27 protein-coding genes are annotated in these 26,610 nt (G+C 72.3%); 11 read left to right on the top strand and 16 right to left on the bottom strand.

The features are described from left to right. Positions 1 to 31: 31 nt before the first annotated feature. Positions 32 to 1,009 carry a LysR family transcriptional regulator gene (locus tag OO52_RS03065; RefSeq protein WP_030640650.1) on the bottom strand — a complete coding sequence of 326 codons (978 nt, stop codon included), beginning with the start codon at positions 1,007 to 1,009 and terminating at the stop codon, positions 32 to 34. 242 nt (positions 1,010 to 1,251) lie between these two features. On the opposite strand from OO52_RS03065, the gene bla reads away from it, so the two are divergent. Together bla and OO52_RS03055 are read left to right on the top strand one after the other, a co-directional pair. Next, the gene (gene bla, locus OO52_RS03060) at positions 1,252 to 2,103 is read left to right on the top strand and encodes a class A beta-lactamase (protein WP_374101897.1); all 852 of its coding nucleotides are present in this window, start codon (positions 1,252 to 1,254) and stop codon (positions 2,101 to 2,103) included. Between the two features lie 206 nt (positions 2,104 to 2,309). Next, on the top strand, positions 2,310 to 3,878 hold the full coding sequence (locus OO52_RS03055) for a carbohydrate-binding protein (RefSeq protein ID WP_030640646.1): 1,569 nt from the start codon (positions 2,310 to 2,312) through the stop codon (positions 3,876 to 3,878). 73 nt (positions 3,879 to 3,951) lie between these two features. Here OO52_RS03055 and OO52_RS03050 read toward each other — a convergent pair whose 3' ends face one another. The 3 genes from OO52_RS03050 to OO52_RS46815 form a co-directional block, all read right to left on the bottom strand. After that, complete coding sequence (locus tag OO52_RS03050) at positions 3,952 to 4,674, bottom strand: hypothetical protein (RefSeq protein ID WP_234339335.1); 723 nt, start codon at positions 4,672 to 4,674, stop codon at positions 3,952 to 3,954. A 77-nt stretch (positions 4,675 to 4,751) separates the two neighbouring features. Beyond that, positions 4,752 to 5,153 carry a VOC family protein gene (locus OO52_RS03045; protein WP_030640642.1) on the bottom strand — a complete coding sequence of 134 codons (402 nt, stop codon included), beginning with the start codon at positions 5,151 to 5,153 and terminating at the stop codon, positions 4,752 to 4,754. Positions 5,154 to 5,238: 85 nt separating this feature from the next. After that, positions 5,239 to 5,421 (bottom strand): amidohydrolase family protein, encoded by a 183-nt coding sequence (locus OO52_RS46815; protein WP_030640640.1) that lies wholly within the window; start codon positions 5,419 to 5,421, stop codon positions 5,239 to 5,241. A gap of 523 nt (positions 5,422 to 5,944) precedes the next feature. Here OO52_RS46815 and OO52_RS03035 point away from each other — a divergent pair. Together OO52_RS03035 and OO52_RS03030 are read left to right on the top strand one after the other, a co-directional pair. Next, positions 5,945 to 6,127 carry a hypothetical protein gene (locus tag OO52_RS03035; protein ID WP_030640638.1) on the top strand — a complete coding sequence of 61 codons (183 nt, stop codon included), beginning with the start codon at positions 5,945 to 5,947 and terminating at the stop codon, positions 6,125 to 6,127. Between the two features lie 79 nt (positions 6,128 to 6,206). Then, positions 6,207 to 7,097 carry an SDR family oxidoreductase gene (locus OO52_RS03030; RefSeq protein WP_030640636.1) on the top strand — a complete coding sequence of 297 codons (891 nt, stop codon included), beginning with the start codon at positions 6,207 to 6,209 and terminating at the stop codon, positions 7,095 to 7,097. A gap of 182 nt (positions 7,098 to 7,279) precedes the next feature. On the opposite strand, the gene OO52_RS03025 is transcribed toward OO52_RS03030, so the two are convergent. From OO52_RS03025 to OO52_RS02990, 8 genes are all read right to left on the bottom strand, one after another. Then, the gene (locus tag OO52_RS03025; protein ID WP_030640634.1) at positions 7,280 to 7,879 is read right to left on the bottom strand and encodes a 2'-5' RNA ligase family protein; all 600 of its coding nucleotides are present in this window, start codon (positions 7,877 to 7,879) and stop codon (positions 7,280 to 7,282) included. Further along, a complete protein-coding gene (locus OO52_RS03020) occupies positions 7,876 to 9,162 on the bottom strand; it encodes a PP2C family protein-serine/threonine phosphatase (protein WP_030640632.1) in 1,287 nt (428 codons plus the stop codon). Before OO52_RS03020 ends, OO52_RS03025 begins: the two co-directional genes overlap by 4 nt. Next, entirely contained in the window at positions 9,159 to 9,962 is an 804-nt protein-coding gene (locus OO52_RS03015; protein WP_030640630.1) for an alpha/beta fold hydrolase, read from the bottom strand. Before OO52_RS03015 ends, OO52_RS03020 begins: the two co-directional genes overlap by 4 nt. Before the next feature lie 122 nt (positions 9,963 to 10,084). After that, positions 10,085 to 10,363 (bottom strand): hypothetical protein, encoded by a 279-nt coding sequence (locus tag OO52_RS03010; RefSeq protein ID WP_030640628.1) that lies wholly within the window; start codon positions 10,361 to 10,363, stop codon positions 10,085 to 10,087. 157 nt (positions 10,364 to 10,520) lie between these two features. After that, positions 10,521 to 11,369 (bottom strand): carbohydrate ABC transporter permease, encoded by an 849-nt coding sequence (locus tag OO52_RS03005; RefSeq protein WP_030640626.1) that lies wholly within the window; start codon positions 11,367 to 11,369, stop codon positions 10,521 to 10,523. Then, entirely contained in the window at positions 11,366 to 12,307 is a 942-nt protein-coding gene (locus tag OO52_RS03000) for a carbohydrate ABC transporter permease (RefSeq protein WP_030640624.1), read from the bottom strand. The genes OO52_RS03005 and OO52_RS03000 overlap by 4 nt, the downstream gene beginning before the upstream one ends. Positions 12,308 to 12,354: 47 nt before the next feature. Then, a complete protein-coding gene (locus tag OO52_RS02995) occupies positions 12,355 to 13,653 on the bottom strand; it encodes an extracellular solute-binding protein (protein WP_030640621.1) in 1,299 nt (432 codons plus the stop codon). A gap of 167 nt (positions 13,654 to 13,820) precedes the next feature. Beyond that, positions 13,821 to 14,594, bottom strand: coding sequence for a polysaccharide deacetylase family protein (locus tag OO52_RS02990; RefSeq protein WP_030640619.1), 774 nt, complete (start codon positions 14,592 to 14,594; stop codon positions 13,821 to 13,823). Positions 14,595 to 14,850: 256 nt separating this feature from the next. Here OO52_RS02990 and pip point away from each other — a divergent pair, with 256 nt between their 5' ends. After that, positions 14,851 to 15,858: a prolyl aminopeptidase gene (gene pip / locus OO52_RS02985; protein ID WP_030640617.1), complete on the top strand. Its 1,008-nt coding sequence runs from the start codon at positions 14,851 to 14,853 to the stop codon at positions 15,856 to 15,858. Positions 15,859 to 16,051: 193 nt separating this feature from the next. On the opposite strand, the gene OO52_RS51355 is transcribed toward pip, so the two are convergent. Further along, positions 16,052 to 16,207, bottom strand: coding sequence for a DUF6131 family protein (locus tag OO52_RS51355; protein WP_014676832.1), 156 nt, complete (start codon positions 16,205 to 16,207; stop codon positions 16,052 to 16,054). Between the two features lie 412 nt (positions 16,208 to 16,619). Here OO52_RS51355 and OO52_RS02980 point away from each other — a divergent pair, with 412 nt between their 5' ends. Beyond that, positions 16,620 to 17,492: an SGNH/GDSL hydrolase family protein gene (locus OO52_RS02980; RefSeq protein ID WP_030640615.1), complete on the top strand. Its 873-nt coding sequence runs from the start codon at positions 16,620 to 16,622 to the stop codon at positions 17,490 to 17,492. Positions 17,493 to 17,519: 27 nt separating this feature from the next. On the opposite strand, the gene OO52_RS02975 is transcribed toward OO52_RS02980, so the two are convergent. Together OO52_RS02975 and uppS are read right to left on the bottom strand one after the other, a co-directional pair. Beyond that, a complete protein-coding gene (locus OO52_RS02975) occupies positions 17,520 to 18,998 on the bottom strand; it encodes an oxygenase MpaB family protein (RefSeq protein ID WP_030640612.1) in 1,479 nt (492 codons plus the stop codon). Beyond that, positions 18,995 to 19,684: a polyprenyl diphosphate synthase gene (gene uppS, locus OO52_RS02970; RefSeq protein WP_030640610.1), complete on the bottom strand. Its 690-nt coding sequence runs from the start codon at positions 19,682 to 19,684 to the stop codon at positions 18,995 to 18,997. Before uppS ends, OO52_RS02975 begins: the two co-directional genes overlap by 4 nt. A 399-nt stretch (positions 19,685 to 20,083) precedes the next feature. On the opposite strand from uppS, the gene OO52_RS02965 reads away from it, so the two are divergent. From OO52_RS02965 to OO52_RS02945, 5 genes are all read left to right on the top strand, one after another. Beyond that, positions 20,084 to 21,217, top strand: coding sequence for a serine hydrolase domain-containing protein (locus OO52_RS02965; protein WP_030640608.1), 1,134 nt, complete (start codon positions 20,084 to 20,086; stop codon positions 21,215 to 21,217). Beyond that, a complete protein-coding gene (locus tag OO52_RS02960; protein WP_030640606.1) occupies positions 21,214 to 22,773 on the top strand; it encodes an alpha/beta fold hydrolase in 1,560 nt (519 codons plus the stop codon). The genes OO52_RS02965 and OO52_RS02960 overlap by 4 nt, the downstream gene beginning before the upstream one ends. 166 nt (positions 22,774 to 22,939) lie before the next feature. After that, positions 22,940 to 24,190 carry a cytochrome P450 gene (locus tag OO52_RS02955; RefSeq protein ID WP_030640604.1) on the top strand — a complete coding sequence of 417 codons (1,251 nt, stop codon included), beginning with the start codon at positions 22,940 to 22,942 and terminating at the stop codon, positions 24,188 to 24,190. A 188-nt stretch (positions 24,191 to 24,378) separates the two neighbouring features. Next, a complete protein-coding gene (locus tag OO52_RS02950) occupies positions 24,379 to 24,861 on the top strand; it encodes a carboxymuconolactone decarboxylase family protein (RefSeq protein WP_030640602.1) in 483 nt (160 codons plus the stop codon). 60 nt (positions 24,862 to 24,921) lie between these two features. Next, positions 24,922 to 25,314, top strand: coding sequence for a RidA family protein (locus tag OO52_RS02945; RefSeq protein ID WP_030640600.1), 393 nt, complete (start codon positions 24,922 to 24,924; stop codon positions 25,312 to 25,314). A gap of 37 nt (positions 25,315 to 25,351) precedes the next feature. Here the strand turns inward: OO52_RS02945 and OO52_RS02940 are convergent, their stop codons facing one another. Beyond that, on the bottom strand, positions 25,352 to 26,233 hold the full coding sequence (locus tag OO52_RS02940) for a DMT family transporter (RefSeq protein ID WP_030640598.1): 882 nt from the start codon (positions 26,231 to 26,233) through the stop codon (positions 25,352 to 25,354). Positions 26,234 to 26,610 lie beyond the last annotated feature (377 nt).

Here is a 26,610-nt window from a genome sequence, read left to right as displayed (position 1 = left end):
GTCCCACCCATCCACGAGCCCCAGACCCCGCTCACCCGCGAGCCGCCAGCCGTGTGCGAGCGTCCTCGTCCCCGGCCCCCGGCCCCGGCCCACCGCGCCGGGCGGGCACCGCGCCCACGGCCGACGTGAGCAGCGAGGTCAGCCAGCCCGGGGCGGCTCCCGTGCCGGCGTGGCCCGGGGCGGCGCTCACGTCGTACCCCCGGTGCAGGGCGCGGTCGGCGAGGGGTCTCCAATGGGCCCCGTGCTGTCGCGCGAACGGCTCGGCACACAGCAGCAGCGCGCTCCCGGCCAGTGTCTCGGCGAGCGCGGTGGCCGCCGGCCCGGCCGGCCGGATCCGGCTCTCGGGCAGTCCGGCGCGCGCGGCTGCCCGGTACAACCGATCCTCGAAGTACGGCACCTGGTCCTCCCCGAGGAGCAGCAGGGGCGGCGGGGCGGCGGCCCCGGCGGTGCGACCGCGGCGTGGCCGTAGCTCTTCGAGGTGGACCGTACGCGGTGGAGCCCCGCTCGCGCCGCCCTCCGGTCCCGGCGCGGACGCCAGCCCCAACGGCACCCGGAACGCGGCCTGTTCCGGAGCGGCCCGCACCAGCGCGTACCCGAGCGAACCGTCGGCCACCCCGGAGGCCCGCTCCCGGGGCGGCAGTTCCCGCATGCCCAGGGTGATCCCGTGCTCGGCGCCGGCGCGGATGGCGCGGGCCAGCGCGGCCGGGGCGCAGTCCGCGGGCACTCCGACGGCGCACACGCGGGACCGCCGGGCCGAGCGGGCGACCTGCCGCAACCGCTGGGTCCGGTCCAGCACGTCCCGGGCGTACGGGAGCAGCAGCATCCCCAGCTCGGTGGTGGCGATCTGCCGCCGGGACCGGTCGAAGAGCGAGCCGCCGAAGTGCTCCTCCAGCACCTTGATACGGCGGCTGAGCAGCGGCTGGGCGATCCCGAGCCGATCGGCCGCCCGGGAGAAGCTCGCCTCGTCGGCCGTCGCCACATACGCCTCTAGGTGTGCCAGGAGATCCACCCCGCACTCATATCAATACGGTATGGGACCTTCAAAGTTCTCTCTTGGACATGAGTGGGCTCCCGCTGTTTCGCTGTCACCGTCGACGACCGCCGGCGAAGACCCGCGCCGGAACCGACGCCGAAGACCACCCCGATGACGGACCGACCTGGAGGACCTCACTCATGACCAACGCCGACCGCCCCGTCCGGCTGCCGCGCCGCCGCCTGATCAAGGCCGGCCTCGCGTTCACCGGCGCCGCCATGACCACCACCGCGCTGTCCGCACCCGCCGCCTCCGCCGCCCCGCACGCCGAGTCGCCCGCCGGACACGCCGAACTGGCCGAGCTGGAGCGGCGCTACGGCGCCCGGCTCGGCGTGTACGCGCGCAACGTCCGCACCGGGCGGACCGTGTCCCACCGGGCGGGGGAGCGGTTCGCGATGTGCTCCACGTTCAAGGCGTTCGCCGCGGCGGCGGTCCTGCGCGACCAGGCCGACTGCGCGCCGATGGACCGGGTGGTGCACTACCCGCCGCACGACATCCTGCCCAACTCGCCGCGGACGGAGGAGAATCTGGCGACCGGCATGACCGTGGCCGACCTCTGTGCGGCGGCGATCCAGTACAGCGACAACGCGGCCGGCAACCTGCTGCTCCGGGAACTGGGCGGCCCGGCCGGTCTCACCCGTTTCTACCGGTCGCTCGGCGACGAGGTGAGCCGGCTCGACCGCTGGGAGCCGGAGCTCAACACCGCCATCCCCGGGGATCCGCGCGACACGACCACTCCGGAGGCGATCGCCGCGAGCCTGGAGCGCGTCACCCTGGGCCGGGCGCTGGCCCGCGCCGACCGTGAGCGGTTCGTCGGCTGGCTGAAGGGCAACACCACCAGTTCGGCACGGTTCCGCAAGGGGCTGCCGAGGGAGTGGGTGGTGGCGGACAAGACCGGTACCGGCGACTACGCGACCGCCAACGACATCGGCGTGGCCTGGACGACCCGGCGGACCCCTCTCGTGCTGGTGGTCCTGTCCAGCAGGACCACCCCGGACGCGCCGGTGGACGAGGCGCTGATCGCCGACGCGGCGGCCGTCGTGGCCCGCACCCTCGCCCCTGGCGAGTAATTCCCCACCCCCCTCCAGGGATTCACTCATCTGAATAGGAATCATGTACACGACTGTTGACGTGTGCATGACGTCTCCCTACCGTCGGGAAGGTCCAGGGGAAAGCGCTTACCGTCACCGCTCACCATGCCATGACCGGTCGCCGGGTTCACCCCCCTGGACCACTCGCATCCGATAGCCGAGCCAACCCGCAGGGAGACAAGCCGATGTTCCTGAGACCAGCCCTCGCATGCGCCGGTCTGCTCGCCGGCGCGCTCGTAGCGCTGTCCGGCACCACGGCCCAGGCCGCCACGACCAGGTACGAGGCCGAGAGTTCGACCGCGGTCTGCACCGGCACCATCGACTCCGACTGGACCGGCTATTCCGGCAGCGGGTTCTGCAACGGCACCAACGCCTCCGGCGCCTACGCCCAGTTCACGGTGAACGCCGCCAGTGCGGGCACCGCGACCCTGGGCGTCCGCTTCGCCAACGGCACGGCCACCGCGCGGCCGGCCACCGTCGCGGTCAACGGCTCGACGGCCGCGACCGCGTCGTTCGAGGCCACCGGTGCCTGGACCACCTGGACGACCAAGACGCTCACCGTGCCGGTCAAGGCGGGCAGCAACACGATCCGCCTCACTCCGACCACCGCCGACGGCCTGCCCAACCTCGACTGTCTCGACGTCGACGTGGCCACGGCGGCCACCGGCGCCGTGCTCTACGTGTCACCGGCCGGTACCGACGGCGCGGCCGGCACGGAGTCGGCCCCGACCACGCTCACCTCGGCCATCAGCCGGATCACCCCCGGCGGCACGATCTACCTGCGCGGCGGGACGTACGGCTACTCCTCCACGATCACCATCCCGGCGGGCAGCAACGGCACCGCCAGTGCCCGCACCACGTTGTCCGCCTACCCGGGCGAGAAGCCCGTGCTGAACTTCTCGGCTCAGAGCGAGAGTTCGTCCAACCGGGGTATCCAGCTCTTCGCCGACTACTGGCGGCTGTACGGCCTCACGGTCGAGCACGCCGGGGACAACGGGATCTACGTCGGCGGCAGCAACAACATCGTGGAGCGGGTGGTGACCGCCTACAACCGGGACACCGGGCTTCAGCTCGGCCGGATCGCCTCCACCACCCCCAGCTCCCAGTGGCCTTCGAGCAACCTGATCGTCAGCTCCGAGTCGCACGACAACGCCGACTCCGACGGCGAGGACGCCGACGGCTTCGCCGCGAAGCTCACGACCGGCACCGGGAACGTCTTCCGCTACGACGTCTCACACCACAACATCGACGACGGCTGGGACCTGTACGCCAAGACCGACACCGGTGCCATCGGCCCGGTGACCATCGAGTACTCCCTGTCCTACGGCAACGGCACGCTGAGCGACGGCACCGTCAACTCCAACGGCGACCGCAACGGCTACAAGCTCGGCGGCGACGACATCGCGGTGAACCACGTCGTCCGGCACAGCATCGCCTACAGGAACGGCCACCACGGGTTCACCTACAACAGCAACCCCGGCACGATGACGATCTCCGACAACGTCGGCGTCGACAACGCCGAGCGCAACTTCTCCTTCGACGCGGGGACTTCGGTGTTCCGGACGAACACCTCCTGCCGCTTCGCCGTCAGCGGGTCCAACGACAAGACCGTCGGGAACGCCGACGGCTCCAACCAGTTCTGGACCGGCGGCAACGGCTCCCGTTGCTCCTCGTACGCGGGCGCCCTCGGCTGGTCCTTCGCCTCCGACGGCCACCTGGTGGTGACCTTCGGCGGCAGCGTCGTGACGCCGTAGCCACTGCTCCCCGGCGAGGGAACGCGGGAGGCCGCCGTCGGCGGCCTCCCGCTTCCGTCCGGTCGTAGCGTGCTCAGCCGACCGGGTCGTCGGGGGACACCGGATGGGTCTCCAGCTCCGCCGCGGCCAGCAGGTCGGCGACCAGCTCCGGTGAACCGCCGACATACGTGCTGACCAGATCCACGTCTCCGCCGACGATCCAGGCGCGGTCCTGCGGCCACCACAGGTCGGGGAGCTCGGCGAACTCGTCCAGCGTCACGGGGGAGCCGGCGTCGGCCAGCCGGCCGGCCAGCAGGACCTCGTCCCGGCCCGGCGTCTCGAACGTCGGGAACCGGCCCCAGTCCCAGCGGCCGTACCCGCACCACAGTCCGAACCAGCACCGGTCCGCGGTCCCCGTGTGCCGGGCCAGGACGGGCAGCAGCGCCCGCGCGACATCCGGCGGGGTCGGCCCCTCCTCGGGATGCTCGTCCCACACGCCGGGCAGGCCGTGGTCGGAGCGGTCGGCGTAGGCGTCGTCCGCCCCGATGACCTCGTGCCAGCGGGTGACCGGTGTGACGCGCGTGCCATGGGCGGCGGCCACCGTCGACCAGCGCACCGGCCGCTCGTCCAGCCGGGCCGGATGCAGGATCCGTGCGTAGGCGGCGAAGCCCGGCGCGGCGACGCCCGCCACGGTGCCGAACGCGCCCTGTCCCGATCCGGTCAGCCAGTCGGCGGGGGAGAGGTCGTCGGTCCGCACCCGCAGCCGGCCGTACCACTCCGGAGCGGGGTCCTGGTCGAGCAGAGGGTGGTCGTTCACCCCCACAGTCTGCCGTGCCGCCGCCGGGAGCGGCCGACCGGGCGGGCCGGGACCGAGACCCCGGCCCGCCCGCCTGCTCAGGACTCGGCCGGCTGCGAGTGGCTGCCGTAGGGACGGGTGATGATCTCCATGCCGTGTCCGGCCGGATCCATGAAGTACACGCCCCGGCCGCCGTGGTGGTGGTTGATCTCGCCCGGCTGCTTTCCGTGCGGATCGGCGTAGTACGTGATCCCCGCCTGCCGGATGCGGGCGAAGGCGGCGTCGAACTCCTCGTCGGAGACGAGGAAGGCGTAGTGCTGCATGACGATCGACTCCGCCGGGACGGTGGCGAAGTCCAGGGTCACCCCGTTGCCGGTGGCGACCGGGACGAACGGGCCCCACTCGGGCCCGACCTCCAGCCCCAGGACGTGGGCCAGGAACGCGGCGGACTCCCGGTTGTCCCGGGCGTGGACGATGGTGTGGTTCAGCTCGACTGACATGAGTGGAATGCCTCCGAGGGCAATCTCACGGGCACCTCCATGCCTCACCCGGCCGGTGACCGACACGCGATGCCGTACGACGATCTTACCGCCCCGGCGCCGACGGCCCCTGGTGCACCACATGGCCACCCGTCACCGTCAACACCACCGGCGCGTCGGCGAGTTCGCCGGCGGACGCCTGCACGGGGTCGACGGACAGCGCGGTGAGGTCGGCACGGCGGCCGGGCGCGATCCGGCCGGCGACGTCGGCCTCACCGGCGGCGGCCACCGCATGGCTGGTACAGCCATCCAGCGCCTGCGTCGCCGTGAGGCCCCCGGCCGCCGCGCCGCCGCGCCCTCGGGCCGGCGGGCCGTCGCCAGCACGGCCAGGGGAACGTCGTGGACACGCACGGCACCGCCGCCCTCTCGCAGGCGTCGGTCACGGCCGGCAGCACCTGGGTCCCGGCCATGGTGAGCACGATGCGGGCGCCGACCCCGACCGCCAGCGCGCGCACCGCAGCCGGGCGGCCTCGGGCTCGGAGCGGGTGTCGCGCACGGCGACGGTCACCTCGCGGCGCCGGCCGCCGTTGCGGACGTGCCTGAGGTGCGGCGCCATTCGCCTGGTTCGCCGGCCGTGCGTACCGGGTCACCTGGGACAACGAGGAAGCGGAATTTCGGCTTCGGCCCCGCCGGAGTGAAAGACCGCGGTACGGGTTTCCCAGTACCGCCAGTAACATGATCACCTAGTTCCGGGTGTACCAGTCAGTCAACTCTGCGCCGTCCCCCGCGGCGCGCCCTGCCCGGAGAAGTCGATGTCCTCTGTCAACGACGCGTTGGAAAACGCGCGCTTCACCTATGAGCAGCACATGCGGACCTGCCGCCAGTGCCACGCCGACGCCGCTCCCTGTGCCGTGGCGAAGCACCTGTTGCGGATCTACAACCTCGCCCGCAGGGACCGGATGCGCTCCGGCGGCCCGGACGCGTCCACGGCCTGACCGGCGAGGGCCGCTTTTCGCCCGCCGCCATGAGGGAACCCGGTGACCTGTTCCGTCCCCCGAGACGCAGGAGGACACCGTGACGGACCAGCAGGGTGACCGCCCGAACCCGGTCACACAGCACGCCCGCCCCGACTTCCCCTCCCAGGACCAGCCGCACCCGGGCTGGACCGGCCCGATGGACCCGCCGCCCGACCACGGCGAGGAGTCGTACCGCGGCGCCGGCCGTCTCGACGGCCGCAAGACCGTGATCACGGGAGGGGACTCCGGCATCGGCCGGGCGGTGGCGCTCGCCTTCGCCCGCGAGGGCGCCGACGTGCTCTTCACCTATCTCGCCGACGAGGAGGAGGACGCCCGCGAGACGTCCCGGCTGGTGGAGGACGCGGGCCGCAAGGCGGTGGCCGTGTCCTGCGACATCCGCGACGAGGAGAACTGCCGGTCGCTGATCGACCGGGCGGTCGCCGAGTTCGGCCGCATCGACGTCCTCGTCAACAACGCCGCCTACCAGATGTCCCAGCCCGACGGCATCGAGGCGATCAGCACCGAGCAGTTCGACCGGGTGATGCGGACGAACCTGTACGGGATGTTCTGGCTGACCAAGTTCGCCCTGCCGCACATCCCGGCCGGGGGCTGCGTCATCAACTCCACGTCGGTGCAGGCGTACAAGCCCAGCCCGCACCTGCTGGACTACGCGATGACCAAGGGCGCGATCGTCACCTTCACCCAGGGGCTGGCCCAGATGCTCGCCGAACGCGGGATCCGGGTCAACGCCGTCGCGCCGGGACCGGTGTGGACCCCGCTCATCCCGTCGACCATGCCCGACACGGCGGAGTTCGGCAAGCAGAGCCCCCTCGGCCGCCCGGCCCAGCCCGCCGAACTGGCCCCCGCCTACGTGTATCTCGCCTCGCCCCAGGCGAGCTTCATCACGGCCGAGATCCTCAACGCGACCGGCGGCACCCCGCTGCCCTGACCGGCGCCCCGCCGCGGGGAGCGGTCTCGCATCCCCTCGCATCGGCCCATCCCGGCCTCGAGCCGATCGGTCCGGCCAGCGGTTTCCCCCGACGCCGCCCGGCCGCCGTGGTCCGCGAGGGGATCGACCCGCCTCACCAGCCGGGCCGGGCAGGCATCGGCCCGGGACGCCGGGACGGCACCTCAGTACTCCTGTGTCCGGTGCACCTCGCCCGTGCCCAGGGTGATCACGGCCCGCGGGCGCATGGGCCCGTCGTCGCGCCGGGAGAGCAGGACCACCTCCTCGACCACCGCCGACAGCGCTCCGAGCCGCACGGCACACTCGGCGGCCAGGCGGTTCGGGTCCTGGGTGCGGCCGAGGGACAGATGCGGGGTAAAACGTTCCCCGCGTCCCTGACAGAACGGGAACCGCCGCCTCAGCTCCCGGTGGAGACGGGCCCAGGGCGCCGGGTCGAACGCGGCCGGGTCGAGCCACACCGTGGCGTAGTGCCGGTGCCGGAAGTGGCGCACCCCGGCCAGGCGCGCCGTGAACGCCGTACTCCCCGCCGCCGCGGCGGACAGCAGGGGTACGGCCCGCTCGAACTCCTCTTCCGGTACGAAGCCGAACAGCAGATTCACGTGCGGCGGCCACCGGCGTACCTGCGGATCGTGCTCCCAGCGGATCTCCTGGATCGCCGGCCAGAGCTCCGGCGGCGGCAGCCACGCCACCGCGGTCCGCGGCGTCGGCGCCACCCTGAGCGCGTCCGCCGGCTCGGCCCCGCCGGAAGCCGCGTAGCCGTTCACCCGGCCACGGTCCCGGTCGGTGCGGTGCCGGAGTGCCGCGGGCGCCCCAGGGCGAGGAGGGCCGTGTCGTCGTCGAGTCCGTCGCCGAAGCTGACGAGCAGCCGGATCAGGGCGTCGATCACGGTGCGCGGGTCCGCGGGGGCGAGCTCGGTGGCGAACGACTGCAGCGCGTCGTAGCCGTACAGGTCGCTCTTCTCCCCCGTGCGTGCCTCGGTGAGGCCGTCGGTGTAGAGCAACAGCGTGTCGCCCGGGTGGAGGGCGGTGCGGATCGTCGTGAAGGAGGCTTGGGGGAAGGCCCCGATCAGCAGTCCACCGGGCGTCGGCAGGTACTCGGCCCGGCCGTCCGCCCGCAGGAGCAGCGCGGGCGGGTGTCCACCGGAGGCCAGGAGCACGCGGACGCTGCGCCCCGCGCTTTCGAGGATGCCGAAGACGGCGGTGCAGTAGCGCGGGTCGCCGTCTGCGTAGCGTTCGATCAGCGCGGAGTTGAGGGTGGACAGAACGGCTTCGGGAGCGAGCCCGTGCAGGGCCGCGGCACGCAGGGTGTAGCGGGCGAGGGAGGTCGCTGCCGCGGCCTTCGGTCCCTTTCCGCAGATGTCTCCGAGGAAGAACGCGAAGCGGTCGTCGCCGAGGGGGAACAGGTCGTAGAAGTCACCACCCAGCTCCATCGGGGAGGCCGTGTGGTAGTAGGCGGCGGTCTCCACGCCGGGCACCGCCGGAAGACCGGTGGGGAGCAGGCTCTGCTGGAGTACGGCCAGTGCCTCGCGCAGCTGCTCATGGTCGGCCTCCGCCTGGCGGCGGGCCTCCTCGGCCGCGCGCCGGGCGCGCAGCAGCTCTGTCTCGTAGGCACGCCGGTCGGTGGCATCGAAGACGGTCGTGCGGATCAGCAGGGGGCGGCCGTCGGCACCGCGCTTCACGGTCGAGGTGATCAGCACCGGAAGCCGGGATCCGTCGGCGACCTTCATCTCCAGCGCTATGCCACCCACATGACCCTGCATGCGCAACAGCGGTGCGAAGTGGGTCTCGTGGTACAGCTTGCCGCCCACGGTCAGCAGGTCCGCGAAGTGCCGGCGGTACACGACCTCCTCGCGGGAGAGACCGAGCCAGCCCAACAGCGTCTTGTTGACCTTGACGACGGTGCCGTCCATCAGGGTGGACAGGTAACCGCAGGGGGCGGACTCGTACAGCTCCTCCGTGCTGTCCTCCAGCAGGGCGGTGACATCCGTACCGATGGGTGGCCAGGCCTTGCCGGGGGAGCGGGGGGCTGGGCCGGAGCCGGACATCAGCCCAGGTCTTCCACGAACGTGGTGATCGCCTGCGCGGTGGCTTCCGGAGCGCTCAGTTGCGGGCAGTGGCCGGTGGCGGCCAACGTGATCAGGCGGCTGCCGGGGATGGCGGCGTGGACGTACGCTCCGACCTCCCGGGGCGCGATGACGTCCTGCTCGCATTCGAGGACCAGGGTGGGGACGGTCACCGTCTTCAGGTCGTGACGGGTGTCGGAGAGGAACGTGGTGCGTGCGAAGACGCGCGCGATGTCCGGGTCGGTGGCGCAGAAGCTGTTGGCCAGTTCCTCGCCCAGTTCCGGCCGGTCGGGGTTGCCCATGATGACCGGGGCCATGGTCGCGGACCATCCGAGGTAATTGGCTTCCAGCGAGTCCAGCAGCTCGTGGATGTCCGCCGCCGTGAAGCCGCCGCGATAGTCCTCCTCGTCGATGTAGGACGGGGAGGGGCACACCATCACCAGGGAGCCGATCCGGTCCGGTACCGCCGTGGCGGCCAGGACGCCGACCATGGCGCTGACCGAGTGGCCCACGAACACGGCGTCCCGCAGGTCCAGCTCCTCGCACACCTCCACCACGTCCCAGGCGTAGCCGTCCAGGGTCGCGTAGCGCTCCTCCTGCCAGGCGGTGAGGTCGGAGCGGCCGGAGCCGACGTAGTCGAACAGCACGACGCGGAAGTGCCGCGCCAGGCCGGGCGTCACCAGGCGCCACAGGTTCTGATCACAGCCGAAGCCGTGCGCGAGGATCATGGGCCGGCCGGTTTCCGGCCCGATGACCCGCACGTTGTTCCTGCGGAGGATGCCCATCTCCCCATCTTCCCACGTCGGCGGTCGGACTCGATGTCCCCGCGTTGATCAGCGGTTCCCGCCGTCGGGCGATGGCGCCGGGACAGCGCCGCCCCGCTGTGGCGGCGCTGCCTTCGAAGCGTTCAGACGGCCTTCTGCCGTTCGCGGAGCTCGTGGACGTTGGCCGCGGTGAGGGTGCCGTCCTGCTGTTCGTAGTGGGAGAGGGCGAGACCCAGGCCGAAGAAGGTGGGTGCCCATTCGCCGACGAAGATGCCCCAGCGGTCGGCGCGGTCGAGGCCGGTGCCGGGTTCCATCTTCAGGGAGCCTATCCAGGCGGCCAGCGTGAGCCCGATGGAGGCCATCCCGGCCATGTAGGCGTGCTCGCTGCGGATGCCCATCTCGTGCATCTTCTTGATGATCATGTCGTGCTCCAGGTCACATGCCGGTGTGCGGGTGGTTGCAGTCGCTTCGACACCCACCCGATTGCCCGGTTTGCCGAGAGGTATGTCCGCTTAGTGGCGTTTTGTGGTGTTTCTTGATTGCCGTTTCAACATGCCGACGGTGAAGGGCCGGATCGGGTCAGTCCTTCACCGCTCCGCCCAGCCCGGAGACCAGTCGTCGTTGCACGAGCACGAAGAACACCAGGACCGGAACGGTCATCACCGTCGACGCGGCCATGACTCCGCCCCAGTCCGGTTCGTCGGGCTTGTAGAAGACCAGCAGGGCCATCGGCAGGGTGGACTGCGAGGTGTCGCTGATGATGAACGACTTGGCGAACAGGAAGTCGTTCCAGGCGGAGATGAAGGAGAACACGCTCGTGGCCACCAGGCCCGGCAGCACCAGCGGGAGGAGGATCTGCCACAGGAAGCGCGCGCGGCTCGCCCCGTCGAGGTACGCGGCCTCCTCCAGGGACTCCGGAACGGCCTTCACGAACCCGCGCAGCATCCAGATCGCGAACGGCAGGGAGAAGGCGATGTGCGGCAGGATCAGCGAACCCAGGGTGTTGAGCTGACCGAGGTCCCGCATGAGGAAGAACAAGGGGATGGTGAGCGCCTCCACCGGCACCATCTGGGCCACCAGGAACATGATGAGCAGGGTGGTCCGGAAGCGGAACCGGAACCGCGTCACCGCGGTCGCGGCGAGGAAGGCGATCAGCGCGGAAGCGATCACCACACTCAGTGCGACGACGAGGCTGTTGACGAAGTACCGGCCGAATTCCTGCTGTTCGAACACGCGCCGGAAGGAGTTCAGCGAAGGCGACGCCGTCCAGGGCCTCGGCTCGGTGGACTCGATCTCCCCGGCCGGTCTGAACGCGCCGAGCAGCATCCAGTAGAGGGGGAAGGCGACGACCCCCGCGATCAGCAGCGCGGTCGCCTCGGCGGCGAGCCGCCAGGGCCGCCGTACCGCCGTACCGCGTACGAGACTCACAGCTCCTCCTCTTGGCGGCGCAGCAGCCGCAGATATCCGAGCGTGATCGCGAGCAGGATCAGCAGCATCACGACGCCGATCGCGGACCCGAGGCTGTACTGCGAGGAAGCGAAGGCCTTCTGATAGGCGTACACGTTCAGGACCAGGTTCTGCCCGGCGATGCCGCCGCCGCCCGTCATCACGTAGATCTGGGTGAAGACCTTGAAGTCCCAGATCACCGACTGGACGGTGACGATGACCAGGATCGGTCTCAGGACCGGCGCCAGGACCGAGCGCCAGATCCGCCACTGCGAGGCGCCGTCCAGGGCGGCGGCCTCCAGGATCTCGGCCGGCACCGCGCGGATGCCGGCGTAGACGGTGACCATCACGAACGGGAAGGAGCACCACACCACTTCGAGCAGGACCAGGAGGAAGGCGCTGTAACGGCCGTACGTCCAGGAGAAGTCGCCGATGCCCAGGAGGCGGTTGACCGGGCCGAAGTCGGGGTCGAAGAGGAACAGCCAGACCGTCGAGCCGGTGACGGTCGGTGTGGCCCACGCTCCCAGCGCGGCCAGCATGAGAGCGAGCCGCGGGACCGCGCGGACGCGGGTGAGCAGGACGGCGAGCGCGCAGCCCACCGCCAGTGTGGAGACCACGCAGGCCGCCGCGAAGCCGACCGTCGTCAGTAGCACCTGCCAGAACTGGTCGTCGCCGAACAGTTCGGTGTAGTTGGCCAGGCCCCGGAAGCGGGTGGGTTCCCCGCCGCTGACCTGGGCCTGGGTGTACTCCAGGAACGAGATCAGGCCGAGCTGGTAGACGGGGTAGACCAGCAGGCCACCCAGGACGAGCAGAGCGGGTGCCAGATAGAGCCAGGGTGTCCATCCACCCGAGGGGCGCGGGGCCGCGTTCGATGTGCGGCTACCGCTGCGCGGGCGTGACGAGCCACGAACCGCCCGCACGCGACGACGGTCCGCGAGTCCCGGCTCCGAAGGCGCCGTCACCCGGCTCACCTGGCGGTTCCGAACGCGTCGTCCATCTTCTTCGCCGCGTCCTCGGAAGCCGCCGCCACGTCCTTCTTGCCGCTGACGATCTCCTGGAACATGGTCGGCAGCACCAGCGAGGAGTCGATCTGGGCCCAGGCGGGCGAGGCGGGTACGAACCTGGTGCCGGCGGCGAGGGTCTGGACGAACGGCTTCACGTACGGCTTCTCGGCCGCGGCCTGCTGCCGTACGTCCGTGAAGGTGGGCAGGAAGCCCATCGCGTCGAAGAGTTCCCCTTGCGTCTTCTTCGAGGCGAGCCGCTTCATCAGGTCCACGGCGAGCGTGCGGTGTGACGTGCTCTTCAGGACGCCGATGTTGTTGCCGCCCGCGAACGCCGGCGCGATCGAGCCGGGCTTGATCCCCGGCAGTGGCACCACCGCGTACTTCCCCTTGACCTTCCCGGCCTCCACGGCGGCGTGGCTGAAATCGCCGCCGATGGCCATGGCCGCCTTCCCGGAGGCGAACGCCGTCACGGTGTCGTTGCCGCCCATGCCCGCGCACTTGGCGGCGGGACAGTTGTCGTCGCCGAAGAGGGAGGTGTACGCCTCGATGCCCTTCCGGGCGGCCGGGCTGTCGATGGCGGAGGCGTACGCACCCCCCTTGCCGGTGGCCAGGTCACCGCCGTTGGCCCAGATGAACGGCATCGCGCCGTAGGTGTAGGCGCCGCCGACGGCGAGGCCGTACAGGCCGGGTTTCGCGGCCCGGATCCTCTTCGCGGTGGAGATCAGCTCGGCCTGCGACTTCGGTGCGCGCAGGCCGAGTTCGCGGAAGACGTCGGTGCGGTAGTACAGCGCCCGGACACCGACGAAGTACGGCGCCCCGTAGACCTTGCCGTCCACGGTGACCGACTGCCGGGCGGTCGGGTCGGTGTCCTTCGCCTCGTTCCAGGCGTCGAACTCCCGGGTGACGTCCGCGAGTCCGCCGTCCTTCACATAGCCGGCGGTGTCGGTGTTGCCGTACTCGATCACGTCGGGCGCGGACTTCGGGTCGTTGAAGGCGGCCTTGACGCGCTGGGCACGGGTTTCCACCGGGATGTACTCGACGGTGACGTCGGTGCCCCGGTGTGCCTTCTCGAAGCCGGCGATCACCGCGTCGACGACGTGCTGCTTGGGCTGGTTGTCGACCTCCTGGAAGAGCCAGACGCGCACGGTGCCGGTCTTCTCGTCCTTGTCGGAGGCGGAGGTGCCGGAGGTCTGGGGCGCGCAGGCGGCGACGAGGGCGGTGGCGAGCGCGGTGAGCCCGACGATACGGACGGACAGCTTCATGCAGTGCTCCTCCGATGAGGCGTTGCAACATGCGCAATGGCGGTTTCGCTGTGCACAACACATCGGAGGCTAGGGACTGCATGAACACGCCACAAGAGGTCTCCACCACTCTGTGACCGCCGGACGCACTCCGTGCAACGCCCGCCGCCCATGGAGTGGTTGGGTGGTCAGCGCACCGGGAAGCCGAAGGCGTACCCCTGCTGCTTCAGCCACGGCAGCAGGGTGCGCAGGGCCGTCACCGTCTGGGAGCGGTCGCCGCCCGCGTCGTGGAAGAGGATCGTGGGACCGCCCGGCAGCTCCCGCTCGACGGTCGCGATGATCGCGTCGCTGCCCGGCCGCTCGAAGTCCTTGGAGTCGACGTTCCAGCCGAGCGGCCGCATCCCGTGCGAGGCCGCGAGCTTCCGGCTGTACGGGGTGAACGCGCCGCCCGGCGCCCGGTAGTACATCGGCCGTACCCCGCCCGACGCCTTGGTGATCTGCCGCTCGGCGTCCTCGATCTGCTGCGCCTGGTAAGCCTGCGACTTGGTGTCCATGGTGGTGTCGTGCGACACCGTGTGGTCGCAGAGCCGGTGCCCGGCGGCCACCACCTGCCGGACCAGCTCCGGCTGCGCCTGGGCCTGGGTGCCGACCATGCAGAACGTCGCCTTCACGCCGTTGTCACGCAGCACTTGGAGCACCTGCGGGGTCCAGACCGGGTCCGGGCCGTCGTCGATGGTGATGTTCACCGCGTGCTGGCCCCGGTCGGAGGAGTGGGCGATGGTGGCGGACACGGAGTGTGCCTTGGGCGCGGCGGCCCGGGCGGAGGCTCCCGGTGCGGCCGACCCGCCGCCGGTCTGGCCGGCCTGCGCCGTCCACACCGAGGTGGCGGCGGCCACCGCCGTGACCCCGACCGCCGCCGCGACCACCCTGCCGTACCATGCCCGTCCACCGTGCCGCGCCATGTCCGTCCGCCCCCTGCCGTGCCGATGCCTGTGCCGTGCCGGTGCTCTGCGCACCCGTTGCACCTGGCAGGACGGCCGGGGTTGAGCGAAGGATCCGTCTGTTACGGATCACGGACAGTTCCGGGGCGCGTCCGGAACAGTCGCCCGACGCCGGCACCGGCAACCGCCGGCCGTCTCGCAACGGAAAGATCGCCTCTCCGCCCGCGGCGTGCGATCCCGGCGGACACCGTCCCGGCCCGGACGCTACGGTGCCCGCATGCCCCTCTATCCGGAGATCGAGCCGTACGCGCAGGGACTGCTCGCCGTCGGCGACGGCAACCACATCCACTGGGAGACCTGCGGCAACCCCGACGGCAAGCCCGCGCTCGTCCTGCACGGCGGACCGGGCTCCGGCTGCACCCCGTACGCCCGCCGCCTGTTCGACCCGGCCGCCTACCGGATCGTCCTGCTCGACCAGCGCGGCAGCGGCCGGTCCACCCCGCACGCGAGCCACCACGACACCGACATGGGCGTCAACACGACGGCCCACCTCCTGGCCGACCTGGAACTGCTGCGCCGGCACCTGGGCATCGAACGATGGCTGGTGTGGGGCGTGTCCTGGGGCTCCGTCCTCGCGCTGCGCTACGCCCAGACGCACCCCGGTGTCGTCTCCGAACTGGTCCTGACGGGGGTCGCCACCGGGTCCGACGCCGAGGTGGAACTCCTGACCCGGGGACTGGGCAGACTGTTCCCGGCGGCCTTCGAGGCCTTCCTGTCCGGCCTGTCGGCCGAGGACCGGAACGGCAACCTCGCCGCGGCCTACAACCGGCTGCTCGAATCCCCCGACCCCGACGTGCGGGAGCGGGCCGCGCGGGCCTGGACCGACTGGGAGACGGCCACGATCCCCGCGCCCCCACGCTCCGTCGAGCGCTTCGAGGACCCCGTCTTCCGCCAGGGCTTCGCCCGCACCGTCACGCACTACTGGGGCAACGGCCACTTCCTCGGCGACGGCGGGAACTCCGAGGACGGAGTGAAGTCGGGGGAGCGGGACCGCGACGGCGTGGTGCTCCGCGATGCCCGCCGGCTCAAGGGCATTCCCGGCACCCTCGTCCAGGGCAGCCTCGACTTCGGCAACCTTCTCGGCATCGTCTGGCGGCTCCACCACGCCTGGCCGGGCAGCGAGCTGGTGATCGCGGACGACGTCGGCCACGCCGTCCGGGCCGCCGGCATGGCGGAAGCGCTGGTCGCGGCGACGGACACGTACGCGAGGCGCGCCCGCCGGTGACCGGCGCCGAGGGAGCGGCGGTGCCCGCCGCTACGGCGCGCTGGTGACGAACCGTGACATCCGGCGGGACGCCGTCACGTTCCGATGTCGCGGTCCTGGCCGCCTCGGGCGCCCAGGACCGCATGCGCCGCCCGGCGAGCGCTCAGCGCCCGCCGGGACGGATCATTGGTGGCCGCTCGTCCGGAGCGGCCGCTCACCAGTAGTGACGGCGGCCGGCGACCGCGTGTCCCATGGACCCCATGATCCACAGGATGGCTCCCACCACCAGCAGGATGACGCCGATGGTCCACAGGATCGAGATGCCGGTGATGAAGCCGATGATGAGCAGGATGATGCCGAGGGCGATCATGGCGTGCCTCCAGCTGATGACGGGGCTCCTTGCCTACGAGTGCCCCCTAAACGCCCGCACTATCAGTCCGCTCCGACTTTCAAGAAGTTCTGTCGACAATGTTGACTCCGCGATGCGGCGGCCTCACATTACCTAGCGGTAGTACCCCGCGGTAACCCCGCCGTCACCCCACGGCCCGCATCTCGCGGCCGTCCCGTACGTCCTCGCGTCGTCCTGCACGCCCCACGCCCCAGCCCTCCGCGTCGTCCCGCACGCCCTCGGCTCGATCGAGCCGTCCCGTTCTCGTGCGCCGGCACGCCGGCACGCCCACGGCACCGCCATGCCACGGCACCGCCATGCCACGGCACCGCCATGCCCACGGCACCGCCATGCCCGTCCGCCCCCGTCCTGTCCCGAGAGGGGAGAGCACCGCATGCCCGTACCCACCCTGCGCCGAGTCCTCACCGCGACCTCCGCGGCCGTCGGCGCACTGGTCCTCGGCCTCGCCACGGCCCCCGCCCAGGCCACCACCCCCCTGAACTACGCCGCCCTCGGGGACAGTTACAGTGCCGCCTCCGGTGTCCTCCCCGTCGACCTCACCAGTCCGCTCTGCCTGCGCTCCACGGCCAACTATCCCCACGTCATCGCCGCCCGGACCGCGGCCCGGCTGACGGACGTGACCTGTGGCGCCGCCCAGACCAAGGACTTCACCGAGGCCCAGTACCCCGGCGTCGCCCCCCAGGCCGACGCGGTCACCGCCGACACCGACCTGGTGACCCTCACCATCGGCGGCAACGACAACGGCACCTTCATCAACGCCATCACCGCCTGCGGCACCGCCGGAGTCCTCAGCGGCGGCAAGGGCAGTCCCTGCGAGGACCGGTACGGCACGTCCTTCGACGACGAGATCGACGCCCACACCTATCCCGCGCTGAAGACCGCCCTCCGCAGCGTCCGCGCCAAGGCCCCGCAAGCCCGGGTGGCGGTGCTGGGCTACCCGTGGATCACGCCCGCCACCGCCGACCCGTCCTGCTTCGTCAGACTGCCGGTCGCCACCGGCGACGTGCCCTACCTGCACGCACTCCAGGCGCACCTCAACGCCGTGGTCCGGCGCGCCGCCGAGGAGACGGGGGCCACCTATGTGGACTTCTCCGAGGTCTCGGCCGGGCACGACGCCTGTCAGGCCGTCGGCACCCGGTGGATCGAGCCGCTGCTGTTCGGGCAGAACGTCGTCCCGGTCCACCCCAACGCCCTCGGCGAGCGGCGCATGGCCGAACACACCCTGAACGTCCTCGGCCTCGGCTGACGGGCGCCGCCGCACCGGGGCCGATGGTCAGGCGTCGGCGAGCAGCGGGTCGTACGGCGTGGAGCGCTCCCGGCCCGACATGAAGGCCAGGAAGTCCCGCACGAAGGCGCCCCGCGCGTACGTGCCGTCGGCGCCGGCCATGTCCCGCCGGAACCCGGTGCGGAACAGCGCCCGGTACTCGTCCGCGTCGACGCGCTGGTCGCCGTTCGCGTCTGTGACGTCGAAGAGGACCTCGGCGACCCTGATCAGCGCGGGCCCGGCGAGCGACGGCACGGCCGCCGCGTACTCCTGAGCGCTGACGCGGCCGTCGCCGTCGGTGTCGAGGGCCGCCTGGAGCTCCCGCCACCAGTCGGCGAAGGCGTCGTAGAGCCGCGTCTCCTCCGGCTCGTCCAGGTCGAGACGGCCGGCGAGTTCCCGGGCCATGGCGGCGAGGTCGGGCCAGTCCAGATAGCCGTCCCCGGTCTGGTCCAGCACCGCCGCGAAGAACTCCTCCGCACCCCGCCGCGCCGCGCCCCCCGCGTCGGGGTCCGGTTCCTCCGGCGGCAGGGGTGTGATCAGCCGGACCAGGGCCCCGGCCCGCTTCATCCGGTCCCGCAGCGCGCTGATCGTCCGGGCCCGGGGGTCGTCGCTGTCGGAGGAGAGGGAGAGGGAGAGCAGGTCGACGACGGCGTCGGTCCGGATCAGACCGTCGGGGAGGAACCGGGCGAGGCCGACGGTCAGGTAGGCGCTCTGCATCAGGGTCTGGGCGCCGGGCAGCTCGGGCAGCCCCGCCCGCCGCCGGAAGGCCTCCGGGAGGGACGCCACGGTGATCACACCGATGAGCGGGCCGACGAGCGCGCGGCCGGCCGCCCACAGCGTGGGCAGACCGTGCAGCAGCGGCGGCGCGGGCAGATGGTCGAAGAGCCGGTAGAGGATGACCCGCATCGCCTCCGTGTTCTCCAACTGCTCCTCGACCACCCGGTCGTAGTACGACCAGAACTCCTGGACCGTGGGCGGAAGATGACCGGCGTCACCGTCCAACAGGGCGAGGTAGGCCCGGAATTCGGCGTAGAGCCGCTCGATGGCGTCCTGCTCCAGGGGCTGTCCGCTCAGGCGGCACATCGTGACGCTGCTCTCGAAGAGCGTCGCGACCACCCAGGCCCGCACCCCGGGGTCCATCGCGTCGTAGGGCCGGTCGTGCGCGTCGGTGCCGCTGAGCCGGGAGTGCAGCCGGTTGAGCCGGGCCGCCTCCCTGCGCCGTACCTCGTCGTCGGGTCCGAACATGCGCTGCAGGCTCACGACCGTGTTGCGCAGCCGTCGCCACGGGTGCGTCACGAACGTGGAGTTGTCGATCAGGGCCCCGCCGATCTGCGGGTGCGCGGCCTCCAGCACGGTCCCCCGGATGATGGCCAGAGCCCAGCGCGGATCGTTGAAGAACGCGTGGAACTGACCCCCCTCGCCGAAGAGTCGGCCGACCCCGGCCTCGGTGCCGGTGTTCCTGGGCTCGTTGCTGCCCGTGTCCGTCACGGTCGTCGTTCTCCGTTCGCGTCGGGCGTCACGCCGCCGAAGCGACGGTCGCGCTGCTGGTAGGCGCGCAGGCACTCCGCGAAGTGCGGCGCGCGGAAGTCGGGCCAGAGCACCGGCGGGAACATCCACTCCGCGTAGGCGACCTGCCAGAGCATGAAGTTGGAGATGCGCTGTTCCCCGGAGGTCCGGATGACGAGGTCCACGTCGGGGGTGTCGGGGAAGGGCAGATGAGCGGCGAAGCTCCGCTCGTCCACGGCCTCGGCAGGCACCCCGCTGCGGATCAGGGACCGTGCCGCCGCCACGATGTCCCGGCGCCCGCCGTGGTCGAAGGCGACGGTCAGCGTCATGCCCCGGTTCTCGCCGGTCAGCGTCATCAGATCGGCGAAGTCCCGGGCCAGCGCCGGGGGGATGCGCGGATCCGCCACCCCGAGGAACCGGCAGCGGATCCCGCGCGCGTGCAGCAGCGCGGCGTGCTTGCGCACCACGCGGCGGACCAGCCGCATCAGGAAGTCGACCTCGGCAATCGGGCGCTGCCAGTTCTCGGTGGAGAACGCGTACAGGCTCAGCCACTCCACGCCCGCCGTCCGTGCCGCCTCGATGACGTCGATCACCGTCGTCTCCGCCGCGCGGTGACCCGACGTACGCGGCAGTGAACGCCGCGCCGCCCAGCGGCCGTTGCCGTCCATCACACAGGCCACGTGCCGCGGCACCCTCCGGGCGGAGCCGCTGCCCTCAACCGTCACGCCTGCCCCCCCCGCAGCGATGAGCGGACCCCCTCGTCCCGTCCAGGGTGTCAGCCCCGGGTTCCGGATACGGCACAACGCCCGCCGTTCACCCTTGGTACGGATGTCCGAGGGGTGTGAGGCGCGTACGGGGGCTCGCCACCGGGTGCGCGCTGGTGCTGTCCCCCGCCCGCAATCGCCTGCCCGCCGGAGTGAGGGCGGCCCGGGCGGTGCCTAGCGTCAGGGGGCATGGCGATCTCCTTATCGAGCCCCGCAGCCCGTCCACCGGGTTCCGCCTCCCGACCACCGCGTTCCGCATTGCGTCGGCGCACCGGCCTCGCGGCCCTGGTCACCGCCTGCCTGGTGGCCGTCGCCCCGGCCGCCGCCGCGCAGCCGCCCCGCGACGCGCCCCGCGCCTGCGGCCCGCACCCGGCGCTCAACCGGTCCGTGCACCACCTCGTGGCACACGACCGGATCGCCGGCGCCGCGGTCCTGGTCACCGGCACCGACCCGGACGCCCCCTGCGCCCGCTGGACGGCGGCCGACGGCGTGGCCGAGCTGCGCACCGGCCGCCCCATGAACGCCACCGACCGGCTGCGCGTCGGCAGCGTCACCAAGACGTTCACCGCGACGGTCGTGCTGCAACTCGCCGCCGAGCGGCGGCTGTCCCTGGACGCGCCCGTCGCATGCTACCTGCCGGGCCTGATCCGCACCGGCGGGTACGACGGCCGCCGGATCACCGTACGGCAGCTCCTCCAGCACACCAGCGGGCTGCCCGACTACCTCGACGCACCCGAGTGGCAGCACATCGAACGACTGCGGTACCGCCACTTCGAGCCGCGCCGGCTCATCGCCCGCGCCCTGCGGCTGCCGCGCCCGGAGCAGACCTGGCACTACGCGACCACGAACTACCTCGTCGCCGGAATGATCGTGCGCGAGGTCACCGGCCACAGTCCGGAGACGGAGATCACCCGCCGGATCATCGCGCCCCTGGGGCTGCGCGACACGTACTGGCCCGGAGACGACACCCGCATCCGGGGCCCGCACTCGCACAGCTACTTCACCGCGGACGACGGCCGCCGGGTGGACGGCACCGCCTGGAACACGACCTTCGGCGGGGTCGGCGGGGCCCTGGTGTCCACGCCGGCCGACCTGAGCCGGTTCGCCCGCGCGCTGCTCACCGGCCGGCTGCTGCCCGCGGCACAACGCGCCGAGATGCGGCGCACGGTGGCCGCCGACCCCGACCGGCTCTGGCCCGGCGCCCGCTACGGGCTCGGCCTGATCTCCTCACCGCTGTCCTGCGGCGGCAGCTGGTGGGGGCACGCCGGGACCGTGCCCGGCGGCCACCGGGCGCTGGTCGCGACCGGCCCGGACGGCCGCGCCGCAGCCGTCGCCCTGAACGAGGTGCCCGCCACGCTCCAGGCCGAACAGGACTTCCTCGACGTCGTCGACACAGCCCTCTGCGAGGGCCCGTCCACCGAAAGGAACCCCGCATGACCCACGCGACCCGTCCACGTCGCCTCCTCTCCCGCGGCCCGGCGGCCGTCGCCCTGTCCCTCGCGGGCGCCCTGGCCCTGGGCACCGCCCCCGCGTCGGCCGCCTCGGCCCGGCCGGCCGCGGACCCCCTCGCCCGCTACCACCACCAGCACCTGCACTGGAAGAGCTGCCGCCTCGGCCCCGACGACGCCACCGGCAAGGAACTCGAACAGGCCGGCGCCCAATGCGCCGACGTCACCGTGCCGTTGGACTACAAGCGCCCCTACGGCCGTACGATCACCGTCGCGATATCCCGGATCCGGGGCACCGACACCGCCCACCGCGTCGGCGCGCTTTTGCTCAACAGCGGCGGGCCGGGCGGACAGACGCTCGGTGATCCGCCGTGGGTGCGCAAGGCCATGAAGGACGTCGCCGAACGCTACGACGTGGTCGGCGTGGACCCCCGCTTCGTCGGCCGCAGCACCACGCTGGACTGCCACTGGCCCACCGGCAGCATGATCCGCGGCGCCGGCACCGGCCGCGCCGGCTTCGAGCGCACGGTCGCCCTCTCCGCCGACCTCGCCCGCCGCTGCCGCACCCACGCCGGTGACCTGTTGCCGTACGCCACCACCCGGAACACCGCGCGCGACATGGACGTCATCCGGGCGGCGCTGGGCGAGCGCAGGATCTCCTACCTCGGCTACTCCTACGGCACCTACCTCGGTCAGGTGTACGCGACGATGTTCCCCTGGCGCACCGACCGGGTCGTCCTGGACGGCGTGGCCGACCCCGCCCGCTACGGTCCGCGGCTGCTGCGGGGCACGGAGGAGGCCAACCGGCACGCCCTGCGCGACTGGGCCGACTGGACCGCCGCCCACCACGCGACCTACGGACTCGGGCGCACCGGGACCGCTGTACTGGCCACCGTGGAGGCGGTCCGGTCGGCGGCCGCCCGCACGCCCCTGCGTGTCGGCGGGTACCGGGTGGACGACCACGTCCTGCCCGTCATCGTCTTCAACGGTCTCTCGCAGGACGACCCCACGGCGTACGGCGACTTCGCCCGGGGCGTGCGGGACCTGCGACGGGCCGCCGACGGCCGGCGGGTCACCCCCTCGCCGTGGCTGGCCTCGGCGCTGGAGTTCGTGCTGACCGGGCACGAGTCCTCCTACGGCAGCGCACAGACCGCCATCCTGTGCGGGGACGTGGCCGCGCCGCGCGACCCGGAGACGTACTGGCGCGATCTCCGGCGTGCCGGCAGCCGGGACACGCTGTTCGCGCCCGTCACGAACAACATCAACGCGTGCGCGTTCTGGGCGCCGCCGCGCGAACGCCCGACGACGGTCCGCGACGACCTGCCCACCCTGCTCGTCAACGCCACCGGCGATCCGCGCACGGTCTACCCCATGGCCGAGGCGGTGCGCCGCAACTGGCCCAGCTCCCGCCTGGTGACGCTGCGCGGAGCGGACCAGCACGCGGTGTACGGAGTCTTCGGCAGCCGGTGCGTGGACGGCGCGGTCAACCGCTATTTGGCGACCGGCCACCTCCCGCCCGCCGACCTGATCTGCCCCACCGGCTGACCACCGGGTCGCCCGTCGGTCCGCGCTCCGCCGGGGCGCGGACCGACGCTCCCGCTTCCCGGACTCTCCACCCGCCTCACTCCGTCAGGCGCTTGCTTAAAGCATGTGCTTTAACTTTAGTGGAGGTCGAGAGTCCGCTTGGACCGGCCGCCCCCTGGAGGCACGCATGACCGAGGTGCGGGAACAGGACACACCGCCCTTCCGCTATCCGCTGACCGGCCCCGCCGCACTGGAACCGCCCGCCCGGTGGGCGGAGCTGCGGCAGCGGTGCCCCGTGGCGAGGGTGACGCTGCCCAGCGGGGACGAGGCGACCCTGCTGACCCGCTACGCCGACGTCCGGCGCGCGCTCAGCGACCCCCGGCTGAGCCGTGAGGGCGCGAACAGCCCCGGCGCGGCCCGCGTCGCCGAGGGCGAGTCGAGCATCTTCACCAGCCCGATGGCCCGGACGCTCAACGCCGAAGGGCACGAACGCTGGCGGCGGATGCTCGGCCGCTGGTTCACCGCGCCCCGCATGCGTGCCCTCGGGCCGCGGATCGAGGCCATGTCCGACCGGCTGATCGACGGCATGCTGGCGGCCGGGCGGCCCGCCGACCTCCTCACCCACCTGGCCTTCCCGCTGCCGGTCTTCGTGATCTGCTCGATGCTCGGCGTCCCGGAGCGGGACCGGGACCGGTTCAAACGCTGGTCCGACACGTTCCTGAGCATGACGAGGTACACGCGGCAGGAGATCGAGGCCGCCTACACCGCGTTCGCCGACCACATGGCCGGCCTGATCGCGGACAAGCGCGCGGCGGTGCGGGCGGGGGAGCCGGCCGAGGGCGACGCGGACCTGCTCACCCTGCTCATCACGGCGACGGACGCGGAGGGCCGGCCCATGTCCGACGCCGCGCTCACCGCCACCGGGCAGGCGCTGCTCATCGCCGGACACGAGACGACCGCCGGCTTCATCACGGCGATGGTCGCCCATCTGCTGGCCGACCGGCCCGGCCGGTGGGAGCGTGTGCTCGCCGACCCCTCGCTGATCCGTCCGGCCGTGGAGGAGGTGCTCCGCTTCGACCCCAACGGCGCCGGCTTCGGCATGATCCGGTACGTCCACGAGGACTTCGAGGCCGGCGACACGGTCGTACCGCGCGGCGCGACGGTGGTGTGCAACATGGCCGCGGCCAACCGCGACGAGAGCGCCTTCGCCGACGCCCACGACCTGGACGTCGCGCGCACGCCCAACCCCCACCTCGCCTTCGGGGCCGGCCCGCACTCCTGCCTGGGGCAGGCCCTGGCCCGCATCGAGATGCAGACCGTGCTCGGCGTCCTGCTGCGCCGCCTGCCCGGTCTCGAACTCGCCGTGCCGCCCGGTGAACTCCGGGTCGTGGACGGCCTGTTGACCCGGCCGCTGCGGGAACTCCCGGTGACGTGGTGACCGCGCCGGGTCCTGCGCGGCCTGGACCACTGCCTCGCCGCCGTGTCGGGCGTCCCTGGGCGAGCTCGGCGCGGTGATCCACTGTGCCCGCGAACTCCCGGTCACCTGGTAGCCCTGCCGCCTCCGCACCTCCGGGCCGGTCGTGATAGTTTCACGTTCAACAAAGCTGCCGTGCGGAGGAGCCCAGGTTGACCAGTCCCGTCCCGGCCGGCGCCGACCGGCGGATCTACATCGACAAGCAGAGCCCGAAGGCGTACCACGCGCTGGTGCAGACGTCCGAGGCGGTGCGCGCCGTCACCGCCGACGCGGGCCTGGACCGCGTGCTGGTCGAACTGGTCAACCTCCGTGTGTCCCAGATGAACGGCTGCGCCTACTGCCTGCACCTGCACACCCGGGCGGCGCTGCGCGCGGGAGACACCCCGCAGCGCCTCGGCGTGCTCGCCGCCTGGCGCGACACCGACCTCTTCACGCCCGCCGAGCGAGCCGCCCTGGCCCTCGCCGAGGCGACCACGGACGCGACCGGAACCGCCGCGCAGGACGCCGCCTACGCGGCGGCGCGGGACGTCCTCACCGAGGACCAGATATCCGCGGTGATCTGGGTGGCCGTCACCATCAACGCCTTCAACCGGGTCTCCGTCATGAGCCGGCACCGGGTGCGGGCCGAGCAGTGAGACGGCCGCGGCGCACGGACTGTTGGACGTGCCGAACGCCGATCACCTAGCGTGCGGCCCATGACGGAACGACGCGCGATCCTCAGCGGCTCCACCTTCGAGGAACAGATCGGTTACGCCCGTGCCGTGGTCGACGGCGACCGGGTGCATGTCTCCGGGACCACCGGGTTCGACTACACCACCATGACGATATCCGAGGACGTGGTGGAGCAGGCCGAGCAGTGTCTGCGCAACATCGGGGCCGCGCTGGCCGAGGCGGGGTGCACCTTCGCCGACGTGGTGCGCGTGCGCTACCTGCTGCCGGACCGCGCCGACTTCGAGCCCTGCTGGCCGGTGCTGCGCCGCCGCTTCGGTGACGTCCGCCCGGCCGCCACCATGCTGCAGTGCGGTCTGTCCGACCCCCGCATGAAGATCGAGATCGAGGTCTACGCCCGCCGCCCCGTCGAGGGCTGAGGGAGGCCTCCGAGTGACCGGGGGCCGCTGAACGACCTCACGTCGCGGGGTGCCGTTCCTCGGCCGGGACCGGCAGTATGACGATGCGCTGGACGGCCCGGCTGAGGACCAGCACGCCCGCCACGATCATCAGGGCCCCGCACGCCTCCGGTACGAGCCACCAGCCCGTCCGGATCCGCTCCCCGAACAGGAAGACGCCCAGGGCCAGGCTCACCACCGCGTCGCCGATGGTCAGCGCGGGTTGCGCGGCGGCCAGCGGCCCGGCCTGGAGCGCGTTCTCCAGCAGGATCACGGCGGCCACCCCGGCCAGCGCGAAGCCGTACGTCTGCCACGACCGCAGGAACGCCGCGAAGCCGTGGTCGGCGAACGTGCCGGAGGCCGACTTCAGCAGGGCGGCGGTCAGGGCGTTGCCCGTCGCGGACGCGCCCGCCAGCAGCGCGGCGCGCCGGGCCGGCGGACGCCCCCGGCCGGCCAGCAGGACGGCCACGGCCATCGCGCCGAGACACAGACACAGGGCCGGGATCCAGCGGACGAGCCGCGCCTGGTCGGCGGCGCCGTGCGGGGCGGCGGCGACCAGCAGGAGGGCGAGCCCGGCCACGCAGCCGCCCACCCCCCACCAGCCCCAGGACGGCAGCCGCCGGTGCATCAGCGGGGCGGCGACGAGCAGCGCGAAGGGCAGCTCCAGGATGAAGAGCGGCTGGACCAGCGCGAGCGGGCCGTTGACCAGGGCCAGGCTCTGGAACAGCGCGGCGCAGACCACCCCGGCCATGCCGATCAGCCAGACCGGCCGGCGTGCCAGCTCCGCGACCAGCCGGACCCCGCTGCCCCGGGAGACGGACGCCGCCTTGCGCTGGAAGGCGGTGCCCACGGCGTTGCTCGCCGCTCCCGCGACGGCGAACGCCGCGGCCAGTTCGATCACGACCGTCTCCTGCCTGCGGGTCGGTCTCCCGGAGGAGCTTCGGGCCTTCTCAGGCTACGGAACGGCAGGGCCCGCCGCGGGTCGACCGGTGCCTCCCCGCGCCGGGGCGTGCCGGTCGCTCCGCGGGGCGTGCTGGTCGGGGTTCGGGGTGTGCCGGTCGGGGCTCGCGGCGTGCCGGTCGATCGCTCCGCGAGGACGTGCTGGTCGGTGCCTGGGGCGTGCTGGTCGGTGTTTGTGGTCTGCCGGCCGGTGTCCGTGTGGTTCCGGTCGGTGCCGGGGTCTGCCGGTCAGGGGTCGAGGTGTCCTCGTCAGTGGCTGGGGTCTGCTTGGTCGCGGCTCGGGGCGTGCTGGTCGGTGCCGGGGCCGGCCAGGCCGGT

Source organism: Streptomyces flaveolus (assembly GCF_000716535.1).
Lineage (GTDB): Bacteria > Actinomycetota > Actinomycetes > Streptomycetales > Streptomycetaceae > Streptomyces > Streptomyces flaveolus_A.
This window is presented reverse-complemented; position numbering and strand designations above follow the sequence as displayed.

What these genes read in the sequence shown, in the direction of transcription:
- bla (WP_374101897.1), top strand. Translation starts at nt 1,252, where the DNA reads ATGACCACCACCGCGCTGTCCGCACCCGCCGCCTCCGCCGCCCCGCAC.
- OO52_RS03055 (WP_030640646.1), top strand. Translation starts at nt 2,310, where the DNA reads ATGTTCCTGAGACCAGCCCTCGCATGCGCCGGTCTGCTCGCCGGCGCG.
- OO52_RS03045 (WP_030640642.1), bottom strand. Translation starts at nt 5,153, where the DNA reads ATGTCAGTCGAGCTGAACCACACCATCGTCCACGCCCGGGACAACCGG.
- OO52_RS03035 (WP_030640638.1), top strand. Translation starts at nt 5,945, where the DNA reads ATGTCCTCTGTCAACGACGCGTTGGAAAACGCGCGCTTCACCTATGAG.
- OO52_RS03015 (WP_030640630.1), bottom strand. Translation starts at nt 9,962, where the DNA reads ATGGGCATCCTCCGCAGGAACAACGTGCGGGTCATCGGGCCGGAAACC.
- OO52_RS03010 (WP_030640628.1), bottom strand. Translation starts at nt 10,363, where the DNA reads ATGATCATCAAGAAGATGCACGAGATGGGCATCCGCAGCGAGCACGCC.
- OO52_RS02995 (WP_030640621.1), bottom strand. Translation starts at nt 13,653, where the DNA reads ATGAAGCTGTCCGTCCGTATCGTCGGGCTCACCGCGCTCGCCACCGCC.
- OO52_RS02990 (WP_030640619.1), bottom strand. Translation starts at nt 14,594, where the DNA reads ATGGCGCGGCACGGTGGACGGGCATGGTACGGCAGGGTGGTCGCGGCG.
- pip (WP_030640617.1), top strand. Translation starts at nt 14,851, where the DNA reads ATGCCCCTCTATCCGGAGATCGAGCCGTACGCGCAGGGACTGCTCGCC.
- OO52_RS51355 (WP_014676832.1), bottom strand. Translation starts at nt 16,207, where the DNA reads ATGATCGCCCTCGGCATCATCCTGCTCATCATCGGCTTCATCACCGGC.
- OO52_RS02980 (WP_030640615.1), top strand. Translation starts at nt 16,620, where the DNA reads ATGCCCGTACCCACCCTGCGCCGAGTCCTCACCGCGACCTCCGCGGCC.
- uppS (WP_030640610.1), bottom strand. Translation starts at nt 19,684, where the DNA reads ATGGACGGCAACGGCCGCTGGGCGGCGCGGCGTTCACTGCCGCGTACG.
- OO52_RS02960 (WP_030640606.1), top strand. Translation starts at nt 21,214, where the DNA reads ATGACCCACGCGACCCGTCCACGTCGCCTCCTCTCCCGCGGCCCGGCG.
- OO52_RS02955 (WP_030640604.1), top strand. Translation starts at nt 22,940, where the DNA reads ATGACCGAGGTGCGGGAACAGGACACACCGCCCTTCCGCTATCCGCTG.
- OO52_RS02945 (WP_030640600.1), top strand. Translation starts at nt 24,922, where the DNA reads ATGACGGAACGACGCGCGATCCTCAGCGGCTCCACCTTCGAGGAACAG.